Here is a 13,102-nt window from a genome sequence, read left to right as displayed (position 1 = left end):
CATTAAACAGATCATTCGTACTGCCGAAACACATCCTCTGACCTGGCGTCTGCGTGACGACAAGCAGCCAATTTGGATTGATGAATACCGCAGTAAAAACGGTTACGTCGGTGCTGAAAAAGCGCTGAAAGATTTCAGCCAGGACGAAATTGTCGCGGCGGTAAAAGACTCTGGCCTGAAAGGCCGCGGTGGCGCCGGCTTTAATACCGGCCTGAAGTGGAGCCTGATGCCGAAAGACGAATCCATGAACATCCGTTACCTGCTGTGTAACGCCGATGAAATGGAGCCGGGAACCTATAAAGACCGCTTGCTGATGGAGCAACTGCCGCACCAATTGGTGGAAGGCATGTTGATCAGCGCGTTCGCGCTGAAAGCCTATCGTGGCTACATCTTCTTACGCGGTGAATATATCGAAGCGGCAGTCAATCTGCGTCGCGCGATTGCTGAAGCCACCGAAGCGGGCTATCTCGGTAAAAATATTCTCGGCACCGGTTTTGATTTCGAGCTGATCGTTCACACCGGCGCAGGACGTTATATCTGTGGTGAAGAGACGGCGCTGATCAACTCGCTGGAAGGTCGCCGCGCCAATCCGCGCTCTAAACCACCGTTCCCGGCAAGTGCTGGCGTATGGGGCAAGCCGACCTGCGTCAACAACGTGGAAACGTTGTCGAACGTGCCGGCCATCTTCCTTAACGGCGTCGATTGGTACAAAAACATCTCTACCAGTGAAGATACCGGCACCAAGATGATGGGCTTCTCAGGCCGCGTGAAAAATCCCGGCGTCTGGGAGCTGCCGTTCGGTACTACCGCACGTGAAATCCTGGAAGATTACGCAGGCGGCATGCGCGATGGCTTGAAATTCAAAGCCTGGCAGCCCGGCGGCGCAGGAACCGACTTCCTTACCGATCAGCACCTCGATCTGCCAATGGAATTTGCCAGCATTGGTAAAGCCGGCAGCCGTTTAGGTACCGCGCTGGCGATGGCGGTCGATCACGAAATCAATATGGTTTCGCTGGTACGTAATCTGGAAGAGTTCTTTGCGCGTGAATCTTGCGGCTGGTGTACGCCGTGCCGTGACGGATTGCCGTGGAGCGTGAAGATCCTGCGTGCGCTGGAGCAGAAGAAAGGTCAGCCGGGTGATATCGAAACCCTGCAGCAACTCTGCCGCCAGCTCGGCCCAGGTAAAACCTTCTGTGCCCACGCACCGGGTGCCGTCGAGCCATTGCAGAGCGCGATTAAATATTTCCGTGAAGAGTTTGAAGCCGGCATTGCGCCGCAGGTGTTTGGTAATACCCGAGCCATCGGTGGTATTCAGCCGAACCTGCTGAAAGCGCGCTGGTAATCGGCCGCCGTACACGGAACTCGCCTCGCGCCGTAATAGCGTGAGGAAAGAATTAGATGTTTAACGCTCGTCTTAGGGCGAGCCTTACGGAAGCATGTTCACTATGGCTACAATCCATGTAGACGGTAAAGAATATGATGTGAACGGAGCGGACAACCTGCTACAGGCATGTCTTTCTCTGGGCCTTGATATTCCTTATTTTTGCTGGCATCCGGCGCTGGGAAGCGTAGGGGCCTGCCGCCAGTGCGCGGTGAAGCAATTCCAGAATGCCGAAGATACCCGCGGTCGCCTCGTCATGTCCTGCATGACGCCAGCGTCAGACGGCACCTTTATTTCCATCGACGATGGCGAAGCGAAAGAGTTTCGTGAAAGCGTGGTGGAATGGCTGATGACCAACCATCCGCACGACTGTCCAGTGTGCGAAGAGGGCGGTAACTGCCACCTGCAAGATATGACGGTAATGACCGGACACAGCTTCCGTCGCTACCGCTTCACCAAGCGCACCCACCAGAATCAGGACCTCGGCCCGTTTATTTCACACGAAATGAACCGCTGCATCGCCTGTTATCGTTGCGTGCGTTACTACAAAGATTATGCTGACGGCAAAGATCTCGGCGTCTATGGCGCTCATGACAACGTCTACTTTGGTCGTCCGGAAGATGGCACGCTGGAAAGCGAATTCTCCGGCAACCTGGTGGAAATCTGTCCGACCGGCGTATTCACCGATAAAACGCACTCTGAGCGCTATAACCGTAAATGGGATATGCAGTTCGCGCCAAGCATCTGTCAGCAGTGCAGCGTGGGTTGTAATACCAGCCCAGGCGAGCGTTATGGTGAATTGCGTCGGATTGAAAACCGTTACAACGGCAGCGTAAACCACTATTTTCTCTGCGATCGCGGTCGTTTTGGTTATGGCTACGTCAATCGCAAAGATCGTCCACGTCATCCGGTACAGCAACGCGGTAATGATTGGGTCAGCCTGAATGCTGAACAAGCGGTGAATGCGGCGGCGGATGTGCTGCGTCGGGCGAAAAAAGTGATCGGTATCGGCTCTCCGCGCGCCAGCATTGAAAGCAACTTCGCGTTGCGTGAGCTGGTTGGCGCAGAAAACTTCTCCACCGGTATGCCAGCAAGTGAGCAGGCGCGCGTGGAACTGATGTTGAAAGTGCTGCAGGACGGCGGCGTTTACACGCCATCACTGCGCGAAATCGAAAGCTATGATGCGGTGCTGGTGCTGGGTGAAGATTTGACTCAGGTTGGCGCGCGCGTAGCGCTGTCTGTACGTCAGGCGGTAAAAGGTAAAGCACGTGAGATGGCAGCCGCACAGAAAGTGGCTGACTGGCAAATCGCGGCAATCCTCAATATCGGTCAGCATGCCAAACATCCGCTGTTCGTGACCAACGTTGACGAAACCCGACTGGATGATATCGCGGCATGGAGCTATCGCGCACCGGTTGAAGATCAGGCACGTCTCGGCTTTGCCATCGCCAATGCGTTGGATGAGAGCGCACCAGCGGTAAGCGGCTTCGACAGCAAACTGAACGGCAAATTAGATGTCGTGGTTCAGGCTCTGGCGGGGGCGAAAAAACCGCTGATCATCTCCGGTACGCATTCCGGTAGCATCGCGATGATTGAAGCCGCCGCGAACGTGGCGAAAGCCTTGAAAGCGCGCGGAGCCGATGTCGGCATTACTTTGCTAGCCGGTGCGGCGAACAGCTTCGGCCTGGGCCTGATGGGCGGTCAGTCGCTGGATAGCGCACTGGAACAGCTGAGCAAAGGCGAAGCCGATGCGCTGGTGGTGCTGGAAAACGATCTCTATCGTCATGCGCCAAAGGCCGACGTAGATGCGGCGCTAGATACCACCGCTAACGTGATTGTGGTTGATCATCAGCGTACCGCAACGCTGGAAAAAGCCGGTTTGGTGCTCTCTACCGCCAGCTTCGCCGAAAGCGATGGTACATCTATCAACCATGAAGGTCGTGCTCAGCGCTTCTTCCAGGTTTACGATCCGTCTTATTACGATGACAGCGTCGTGATGCTGGAAAGCTGGCGCTGGTTGCGCTCGCTGCACAGCGCGGTTGAAAGCCGTCACATTGACTGGACACAGCTCGATCACGTGATTGATGCCACCGTTGCGGCGCTGCCACAGCTGAAAGGCATTAAAGATGCCGCGCCAGACGCAAGCTTCCGTATCCGTGGTCAAAAATTGGCGCGTTCCCCGCATCGTAACAGTGGCCGTACCGCGATGCGTGCCAACATCAGCGTGCATGAACCGCGCCAGCCGCAGGATAAAGACACCATGTTTGCCTTCTCGATGGAAGGTAACAACCAACCAAGTGCACCTCGTTCGCAGATTCCATTTGCCTGGGCGCCGGGCTGGAACTCACCGCAAGCATGGAACAAGTTCCAGGCGGAAGTCGGCGGCAAACTGCGTCATGGCGATCCAGGCGTACGTCTGTTTGAAGCCAGCGATCGCTCTTTGCCGTGGTTTACTGCGATTCCGGAAAGCTTCGTTGAGGGCAGCCAGTGGCGTGTCGCTCCTTACTACCAGCTGTTTGGCAGTGAAGAGATGACGCAGCGCTCAACCACCTTCCAGAAACGCATGTCACCGGCCACGCTGGTGATTAACCCGGCTGATGCTGAGAAACTGGGCGTTAACAACGGTTCCTCTGTCGAGCTGGTCTGTGCCGGAGAAACGTTACGTTTGCCGGTACGTTTCTCTGCGTCGCTGCAAGCGGGGCAGGTGGGTTTACCGCTCGGTATGCCAGGTGTGCCGCCGTTCCTCTCAGGTGCGCAAATTGACAAACTGCAGGAGGCCGCGCAATGAGTTGGCTGACACCGGACGTTATTGAAATCCTGATCAACATTGGCAAAGCGCTGGTCATCCTGTTGGTCGTGGTGGGTTGCGGTGCTTTCATGAGTTTCGCCGAGCGTCGTCTGCTCGGCTTGTGGCAAAACCGCTACGGACCGAACCGTGTAGGGTGGGGCGGATCGCTGCAGCTGGCTGCAGATATGATCAAAATGTTCTTTAAAGAGGACTGGGTTCCGCCGTTTACCGACCGCTTCATCTTTACACTGGCACCGGTTATCGCCTTTGTATCGCTGCTGCTGGCCTTTGCCATTGTACCGGTTTCGCCAACGTGGATGGTCACCGACCTGAACATCGGTTTGCTGTTCTTCCTGATGATGGCGGGTCTGGCGGTCTATGCGGTGCTGTTCGCTGGCTGGTCGAGTAATAACAAATACTCGCTGCTGGGTGCGATGCGTGCCTCGGCGCAGACGCTGAGCTACGAAGTGTTCCTTGGTCTGTCGCTGATGGGTGTTGTGGCGCAAGCCGGTTCATTCAATATGAATGCCATCGTCGAAAGTCAGGCGCATCTGTGGAACATCATTCCGCAGTTCTTCGGCTTCCTCACCTTCTGCATCGCCGGCGTTGCGGTCTGCCACCGCCACCCGTTTGACCAACCAGAAGCGGAGCAGGAGTTGGCGGATGGTTACCACATTGAATATGCCGGTATGAAATTCGGCCTGTTCTTCGTCGGTGAATACGTGGCGATCACTACTGTATCAGCGCTGATTGTCACGCTGTTCTTCGGTGGCTGGCACGGTCCGTTCCTGCCGCCATTCATCTGGTTCGCTTTGAAAACAGCGTTCTTTATGGTGATGTTTATCCTGATTCGTGCTGCGCTGCCGCGTCCACGCTATGACCAGGTGCTGTCGTTCGGCTGGAAAGTGTGTCTGCCGTTGACGCTGTTGAACCTGCTGGCGACCGCCGCAGTGATTCTGTCCACCGCGCAGTAAGGGACAATGAAATGACTTTAAAAGATATTGTCGTTGGCTTCGGCACGACAGTGCGCAGTATCTGGATGATAGGCATGCATGCCTTCGCCAAGCGCGAAACCCAAATGTATCCGGAAGAGCCGGTTTATCTGCCGCCGCGTTACCGTGGACGTATTGTGCTGACGCGCGATCCGGACGGTGCAGAGCGCTGCGTTGCCTGTAACTTGTGTGCGGTAGCGTGCCCTGTCGGCTGTATCTCGCTGCAGAAAGCTGAAACGCAGGATGGACGCTGGTATCCAGAGTTTTTCCGCATCAACTTCTCACGCTGCATCTTCTGTGGTCTGTGCGAAGAAGCGTGCCCAACCACCGCGATCCAGCTGACGCCCGATTTTGAATTGGGTGAGTTTAAGCGTCAGGATCTGGTGTATGAGAAGGAAGACCTGCTGATTTCCGGTCCGGGTAAGTACCCGGAATACAACTTCTATCGTATGGCTGGTATGGCGATCGACGGAAAAGAGAAGGGCGAAGCGGAAAACGAAGCCAAGCCGATCGACGTCAAAGGGCTGTTACCTTAAGGAGCCAGGTATGGAATTTGCGTTTTATCTTTGCGGACTGGTCGCGGTGTTGACGACGTTGCGCGTTATCACTCACACCAATCCGGTACATGCGCTGCTGTACCTGATTGTTTCGCTGCTGTCGATTGCCGGCGTGTTCTTCTCAATGGGCGCCTACTTTGCGGGTGCCCTGGAAATCATCGTTTACGCCGGCGCTATCATGGTGCTGTTCGTCTTCGTGGTGATGATGCTGAACCTGGGCAAAACCCAGCAGGATCAAGAGCGCGAGTGGCTGAAGCCTTCACTGTGGATTGGTCCCGGCATCGTCTCGTTACTGCTGCTGGCGGTAATGATTTATGCCATTAGCACTGCACAGGATCAGGGCATTGATGGCACCGTCATCGACGCCAAAGCGGTCGGTATCAGCTTGTTTGGTCCTTATGTTCTGGCTGTTGAGCTGGCATCAATGCTGCTGCTCGCCGGTCTGGTAGTGGCCTTCCATATTGGACGTGAAGAGCGTCACGGCGAAGTGCTGAGCAATCGTCAAGCGGATGCGCAAGCAAATAAGGAGGATCACGCATGATCCCGTTACAACACGGTCTAATGCTGGCCGCTGTGCTGTTTGTTCTCGGCCTGACCTCGGTGGTGCTGCGTCGTAACATCCTGTTTATGCTGATTGGTCTGGAAATTATGATCAATGCCTCGGCGTTAGCGCTGGTGGTTGCAGGCAGCTATTGGGGACAAGCTGACGGCCAGGTGATGTACATTCTGGCAATCAGCCTTGCGGCGGCGGAAGCGAGTATTGGTCTGGCGCTGTTGCTCCAGCTTTATCGTCGTCGTCAGACGCTGAACATTGACACAGTGAGCGAGATGCGCGGATGAATCTTCTCTATTTAACCGTATTATTTCCGCTGATTGGCTTTCTGCTATTAGCGTTTTCACGCGGTCGCTGGTCGGAGAACCTGTCGGCTGCAATCGGAATGGGATCGGTTGGTCTGGCAGCATTGACCACTATTTATGCCGGTTTTGACTTCTTCAATCAGGGACAGCAGCCGTTTACACAAGCGCTGTGGACCTGGATTCACGTTGGCAATTTTGACATCAAAGTAAATCTGGTGCTGGACGGCTTATCGCTGACCATGCTGTCAGTCGTTACCGGTGTCGGATTCTTCATCCACATGTTCGCTTCATGGTACATGCGTGGTGAAGAAGGTTATTCGCGCTTCTTCGCTTACACCAACCTGTTTATTGCGAGCATGGTGGTGTTAGTACTGGCCGATAACCTGATGCTGATGTATCTCGGTTGGGAAGGTGTGGGCCTGTGTTCTTATCTGCTGATTGGCTTCTACTACAGCAATCCAGAGAACGGCAAAGCGGCGATGAAAGCCTTTATCATCACCCGTGTCGGTGATGTGTTCCTCGCTTTCGCCTTGTTCATCCTTTACAACGAACTGGGTACGCTGAACTTCCGCGAACTGGTTGAGCTGGCACCAGCGCACTTTGCTGCTGACAACCATATGCTGCAGTGGGCAACCCTGATGCTGTTGGGTGGCGCGGTGGGTAAATCTGCACAGCTGCCGTTACAAACGTGGCTGGCGGATGCGATGGCGGGTCCAACCCCGGTTTCGGCGCTGATTCACGCCGCCACCATGGTAACCGCCGGTGTCTACCTGATTGCACGTACCCACGGTCTGTTCCTGTTAACGCCGGAAGTGTTGCACCTGGTCGGAATCATTGGTGCGATTACCTTGGTGCTGGCAGGTTTTGCTGCGCTGGTGCAAACCGACATCAAACGCGTGCTGGCTTACTCCACCATGAGTCAGATTGGTTATATGTTCCTCGCGCTTGGCGTGCAGGCATGGGACGCGGCGATTTTCCACCTGATGACGCATGCATTCTTTAAAGCCTTGCTGTTCCTCTCTTCAGGCTCGGTCATTCTTGCCTGCCACCATGAGCAAAACATCTTCAAGATGGGCGGCCTGCGTAAGAGCATCCCACTGGTTTATGTCTGCTTCCTGGTGGGTGGCGCTGCGCTAGCGGCACTGCCGCTGATTACCGCAGGTTTCTACAGTAAAGATGAAATCCTGTTTGGTGCGCTGGCGAATGGTCACATCAATCTGATGGTTGCGGGTCTGGTGGGTGCATTCCTCACCTCAATCTACACCTTCCGCATGATCTTCATCGTGTTCCACGGTGAAGAGAAAATTCATGCTCACGCTGGCAAAGGCATTACTCATCATCTGCCGCTGATTGTGCTGATGGTGCTCTCCACCTTTATTGGTGCGCTGATTACTCCACCGCTGGCGGGCGTCTTGCCGCAGAACGAATTTGGTGAAGGCGGCAAAGTGATGCTGGAAATCACCTCAGGCGTAGTGGCAATCGTCGGAATCCTGATTGCTGCAGCGCTGTGGCTGGGTAAACGTCAGCTGGTTACCAGCATCGCCAACAGCGCGCCGGGTCGTTTCTTTGGCACCTGGTGGTTCGCGGCCTGGGGCTTCGATTGGCTGTATGACAAGGTGTTCGTGAAACCTTATCTCGGCATTGCCTGGCTGCTGAAGCGCGACCCGCTTAATTCACTGATGAACCTGCCTGCGCTGCTGTCGCGTATTGGTAATAAAGGGTTGGTAGTGAGTGAGAACGGTTATCTGCGCTGGTACGTGGCCTCGATGAGCGTTGGCGCCGTGGTGGTGCTGGCGCTGCTGCTGGTGATTTAAAGATTGATGAGCGGGGCGGGTAAGTTTTCTCACCCCAGTAGCGAATGTAAAAGTTGCCTGAATGACGAAGCGTAATCGGCGCAGCCAGTTTCGTTACCGCCAGCGCACAGCAACCGGAGCGTACTTAGGTACGTGAGGATTGCGGGCACTGCCGGGAACGAAAATGGCAAGTAAGATAGCTCGAAATCAGGCTGAAAAAAGGGAAGTATGCCGTGTTATTACCTTGGCTAATAATCATACCTTTTGTCGGTGGCTTGCTCTGCTGGCTTGCGGAGCGTCTTGGCGCAAAAGTTCCGCGATGGATTGCCATGATCACCATGGGCCTGACGCTGGCGCTTGGCCTGCAACTGTGGTTGCAGGGAGGCTATTCACTGACGCAGGCTGCGGGCATTCCGCAATGGCAATCGACGTTCTCGGTACCGTGGATTCCGCGTTTTGGTATCAACTTCCATCTGGCGATTGATGGTCTGTCGCTGCTGATGGTGGTGCTAACCGGTCTGCTCGGCCTGATGGCAGTGCTATGTTCCTGGAATGAAATTGAGAAGTATCAGGGCTTCTTCCACCTCAACCTGATGTGGATTCTTGGTGGTGTGATTGGCGTGTTCCTCTCCATCGACATGTTCCTGTTCTTCTTCTTCTGGGAAATGATGCTGGTGCCGATGTACTTCCTCATCGCACTTTGGGGTCATAAAGCATCAGACGGTAAAACACGCATTAGTGCGGCGACCAAGTTCTTCATCTATACCCAGGCTTCCGGTCTGATTATGTTGGTGTCGATTCTGGCGCTGGTCTTTGTGCACTACAACGCAACCGGCGTCTGGACCTTCAGCTATGAAGAGCTGCTGAAAACCCCGATGTCGCACACCGTTGAGTATCTGCTGATGCTGGGCTTCTTCATCGCCTTTGCGGTGAAAATGCCGGTAGTGCCACTGCACGGTTGGTTGCCCGACGCACACAGCCAGGCACCTACCGCGGGTTCGGTTGACCTCGCCGGTATTCTGTTGAAAACCGCGGCCTATGGTCTGCTGCGCTTCAGCTTGCCGCTGTTCCCAAATGCGTCTGCGGAGTTTGCTCCGATTGCGATGTGGCTCGGTATCCTCGGCATCTTCTACGGTGCGTGGATGGCTTTCTCGCAAACCGATATCAAACGCCTGATTGCTTACACCTCCGTTTCGCACATGGGCTTCGTACTGATCGCCATCTACACCGGCAGCCAGCTGGCCTTCCAGGGCGCGGTAATTCAGATGATTGCGCACGGCCTTTCGGCAGCAGCACTGTTCATTCTGTGTGGTCAGCTGTATGAGCGTCTGCATACGCGCGACCTGCGTCAGATGGGCGGTTTGTGGTCGCGGATTAAATGGATTCCGGGTCTGTCGCTGTTCTTCGCGGTTGCAAACCTCGGTATGCCGGGCACCGGTAACTTTGTCGGCGAATTTATGATTCTGACCGGCAGTTTCCAGGTGGTGCCGGTGATTATCGTCATTGCGACTTTTGGTCTGGTGTTTGCGTCGGTTTACTCGCTGATCATGATGCAGCGCGCTTACTTCGGCGAAGCGAAGTCAAAAGATCCGCTGCCAGGCATGTCACCGCGTGAGTTCATGACTATCGGCGTATTGGTGGTGTTGCTGGTGCTGCTGGGGATTTATCCGCAGCCAATCCTCGACACATCCCATGCTGCGATGAGCAATATTCAGCAGTGGTTTACCGCTTCAATTTCAACTACAAGGCCGTAATTCGCCATGACAATAACTCCTCAACATCTGATCGCGTTACTGCCGCTGTTGATCGTCGGATTGACGGTGGTGGTGGTGATGCTATCCATTGCGTGGCGACGCAATCACTTTGTTAATGCCACGCTGACCGTGATCGGACTTAACATTGCGCTGTTTTCTCTGTGGTTTGTCGGCCAGGCGGGGGCGATGGATGTCACGCCGCTGCTGCGTGTTGATGGCTATTCGATGTTCTACACCGCGCTGGTGGTGTTAGCGAGCCTGGCCACCTGCACCTTTGCTTATCCATGGTTGGCCGGTTTCCCAGACAACAAAGATGAGTTCTATCTGCTGGTGCTGATTGCGGCTCTCGGTGGTATTGTGCTGGCGAGCGCTAACCATCTGGCGGCGTTGTTCATCGGCATCGAACTGCTCTCTCTGCCGCTGTTTGGTTTGATTGGTTACGCCTTCCGCCAGAAACGTTCGCTGGAAGCGTCACTGAAATACACCATTCTGTCAGCTGCAGCGTCATCCTTCCTGCTGTTCGGTATCGCCCTGATTTATGCAGACTCCGGCAGCCTGAGCTTTGTGCAGTTGGGCAAAAGCCTGAGCGATAGCATGATTCAGGAGCCGCTGCTGCTGCTGGGTCTGGGCATGATGATTATCGGTCTGGGCTTTAAACTGTCGCTGGTGCCGTTCCACCTGTGGACGCCAGACGTTTATCAGGGTGCGCCTGCGCCGGTTTCAACCTTCCTCGCCACCGCCAGTAAGATTGCGATTTTCGCCGTGATTATGCGTCTATTCATGTACGCGCCAGTCACTGACAGCGAAGCCGTTCGAACCGTGCTGGGTATCATTGCCTTCGCGTCGATTCTGTTCGGTAACCTGATGGCGATTTCTCAGAGCAACATCAAGCGTCTGCTGGGTTACTCCTCCATTGCGCATCTGGGATATTTACTGGTAGCGCTGATTGCGGTGAAAACGCATCAACTGTCGCTAGAAACCGCCGGTGTTTATCTGGCTGGTTATCTGTTCAGCAGCCTTGGTGCGTTCGGTGTGGTTAGCCTGATGTCGAGCCCATATCGTGGTCCGGATGCCGATACGCTCTACTCTTATCGTGGCCTGTTCTGGCATCGTCCGATTCTGTCAGCAGTAATGACGGTGATGATGTTGTCACTGGCGGGTATCCCGATGACGCTCGGCTTCATCGGTAAATTCTACGTGATCGCTTCAAGTGTGAACGCACATCTGTGGTGGTTGAGTGGTGCCGTGGTAGCCGGTAGTGCGATTGGTCTTTACTATTATCTGCGCGTAACGGTGAGCTTGTATCTGAGTCCGCCAGAACTGCATAACCGCGACACCCAAGCCAACTGGGCGTTTACGGCGGGTGGTGTTGTGGTGCTGATCTCTGCGATTCTGGTACTGCTGCTCGGTGTTTATCCGCAGCCGCTGATCACGCTGGTGCAGATGGCTCAGCCATTGATGTAAGCCAAACCCATGTCATCACTGAATCAGGCCTGCGGGCCTGATTTTTTTTGCCTGAAATCTGACAATCCCTGCTGACGTTGCTAATTTTTAAGCAGTGTTAATTCCTCCGCAGAGGCGACATGATCAAATTGATCTTCCTGCTTACCGGCGCGCAGATATTGCGTCGACGCTGGTATTGGCTCGCGCTGGGTGGCATCGCGTTAATCCTGCTCTCCGCAATGATTCTTTATGATATTGGCAGCGATGGCGTGTTGTCGGTACCGCTGGATATGCTCGCCATCCTGTTCGTCGTGGAAGGTGCGGTGCAACTGTTCTTCGCCATCAGCAAAGAGCTACGCATTGACTGGTTAACGCTGCTGAAAGCGCTGGGTTTTCTCTTCATCGCCTTCCTGATATTCAACATTCCTGCAGACAATAACGACGTATCAGCGGTGTTATTTGGATTGATGTTCCTGTTCGATGGCCTGTTTCGCATCTCGGCGGCGTGGGTATTACGCGGCGTACGTTGGCGCAAGCACTGCTTCACCGGCATCGTCGAGCTCGGTCTGAGTATTGTGATCATCAGCAACTGGCCGTTTCATCATCACATTGCGGTGCCGCTCTGTTTCGCACTGTTGCTACTGAGTATCGGCACCAATCTGCTCCTCATGGCGCGTCAGGCGCATCTATTAACCGACAATAGCTCGGTAACCGCGTTGCCGCTGTTCAAGGCGGCAGGATTACGCCGCTGGCACAGTAGCCGCTATGCGCATCCTCCCTTTCCGGCGGAGTTGGCCGCGGCCCCGTTGACCGTGTATATCTGGACGCCGGTTGGCGCCTGTGTGGTGCGCGAACGCTATCCGTTGATCAATCGCTATATTGCAGCGGTCGATAACAATGGCGTGGTGTCGACCGGGCACGCGGCGCTCGAAGTCGGCAGCGATCTCTATATCAGTCACTATCCGCTGGACAACATCGATCGCGATTCGGGTAATTTCCGCGCCATTCTCCGTTCGGGGGAAAGTAATGATGTTGCCGGGCGCTTCTTGCCGTCGCTGGCGGAGGAAGTGGCAGATTGGTGTGCGCCTGATAAACAGATCATTTTTCAACGCTACAATCGGGTAGCGCTGGAAAATTACTGGCGCAGCTATCGTACTGACAATACTTATAACCTCACGGCACGTAACTGCTCATCCACCATGATTCAGGCGTTGGATGTGGCGATAGAAGGGATTCTGGCGCAGCAACCTTTTGCCGGTCTGCGCTTGTTTATCGATCCGAATTTCTGGTTACTTGGCGTCATCCGCGGCAGGGCAGAAGAGATGACGTGGACGCCAGGATTGGCGCTGGATTATGTCTGGTTGTTAAAACGCGTGATTGAACCCCAGTCGAGCCAGCTGTGGCCGCTCCGGTTATGGCAAGGTGTTAAATTGCGCCATGAGCTTTGGCAGCAAAAGCGGACGCCATCACGCAGCATTGTGAAATAACAGTGCAGGGTGCGTCACGTTGGTCGTACGAACTCGCGGCAGGCACTGC

The 13,102-nt window shown here is 54.7% G+C and carries 10 protein-coding genes; all 10 read left to right on the top strand.

Annotation, left to right across the window (positions count from 1 at the left end; translation table 11 throughout):
- Position 1: 1 nt before the first annotated feature.
- The 10 genes from nuoF to WH298_RS03120 all read left to right on the top strand — a co-directional run bounded on the left by nuoF (position 2) and on the right by WH298_RS03120 (position 13,053).
- The gene (nuoF, locus tag WH298_RS03165) at positions 2-1,342 is read left to right on the top strand and encodes an NADH-quinone oxidoreductase subunit NuoF (protein WP_176519213.1); all 1,341 of its coding nucleotides are present in this window, start codon (positions 2-4) and stop codon (positions 1,340-1,342) included.
- Positions 1,343-1,445: 103 nt separating this feature from the next.
- A complete protein-coding gene (gene nuoG, locus WH298_RS03160; RefSeq protein WP_180822206.1) occupies positions 1,446-4,169 on the top strand; it encodes an NADH-quinone oxidoreductase subunit NuoG in 2,724 nt (907 codons plus the stop codon).
- Complete coding sequence (gene nuoH / locus WH298_RS03155; RefSeq protein WP_007889331.1) at positions 4,166-5,143, top strand: NADH-quinone oxidoreductase subunit NuoH; 978 nt, start codon at positions 4,166-4,168, stop codon at positions 5,141-5,143. Before nuoG ends, nuoH begins: the two co-directional genes overlap by 4 nt.
- 11 nt (positions 5,144-5,154) lie before the next feature.
- Complete coding sequence (nuoI, locus tag WH298_RS03150) at positions 5,155-5,697, top strand: NADH-quinone oxidoreductase subunit NuoI (protein ID WP_007889332.1); 543 nt, start codon at positions 5,155-5,157, stop codon at positions 5,695-5,697.
- Positions 5,698-5,707: 10 nt separating this feature from the next.
- Positions 5,708-6,259, top strand: coding sequence for an NADH-quinone oxidoreductase subunit J (gene nuoJ, locus WH298_RS03145; RefSeq protein WP_007889333.1), 552 nt, complete (start codon positions 5,708-5,710; stop codon positions 6,257-6,259).
- Positions 6,256-6,558, top strand: coding sequence for an NADH-quinone oxidoreductase subunit NuoK (nuoK, locus tag WH298_RS03140; RefSeq protein ID WP_007889334.1), 303 nt, complete (start codon positions 6,256-6,258; stop codon positions 6,556-6,558). Before nuoJ ends, nuoK begins: the two co-directional genes overlap by 4 nt.
- Positions 6,555-8,390 (top strand): NADH-quinone oxidoreductase subunit L, encoded by a 1,836-nt coding sequence (gene nuoL, locus WH298_RS03135; RefSeq protein ID WP_049852887.1) that lies wholly within the window; start codon positions 6,555-6,557, stop codon positions 8,388-8,390. The genes nuoK and nuoL overlap by 4 nt, the downstream gene beginning before the upstream one ends.
- A 212-nt stretch (positions 8,391-8,602) precedes the next feature.
- On the top strand, positions 8,603-10,123 hold the full coding sequence (nuoM, locus tag WH298_RS03130) for an NADH-quinone oxidoreductase subunit M (protein ID WP_036620887.1): 1,521 nt from the start codon (positions 8,603-8,605) through the stop codon (positions 10,121-10,123).
- A gap of 6 nt (positions 10,124-10,129) precedes the next feature.
- Positions 10,130-11,587: an NADH-quinone oxidoreductase subunit NuoN gene (gene nuoN / locus WH298_RS03125; protein WP_007889340.1), complete on the top strand. Its 1,458-nt coding sequence runs from the start codon at positions 10,130-10,132 to the stop codon at positions 11,585-11,587.
- A gap of 119 nt (positions 11,588-11,706) precedes the next feature.
- On the top strand, positions 11,707-13,053 hold the full coding sequence (locus WH298_RS03120; protein WP_180822205.1) for an HdeD family acid-resistance protein: 1,347 nt from the start codon (positions 11,707-11,709) through the stop codon (positions 13,051-13,053).
- Positions 13,054-13,102: the final 49 nt, after the last annotated feature.

This window comes from Pantoea nemavictus, from assembly GCF_037479095.1.
In the GTDB taxonomy this organism is placed as follows: domain Bacteria; phylum Pseudomonadota; class Gammaproteobacteria; order Enterobacterales; family Enterobacteriaceae; genus Pantoea; species Pantoea nemavictus.
The sequence above is the reverse complement of the archived record's forward strand: the minus strand, read 5'-3'. Positions and strand labels throughout refer to the sequence as shown.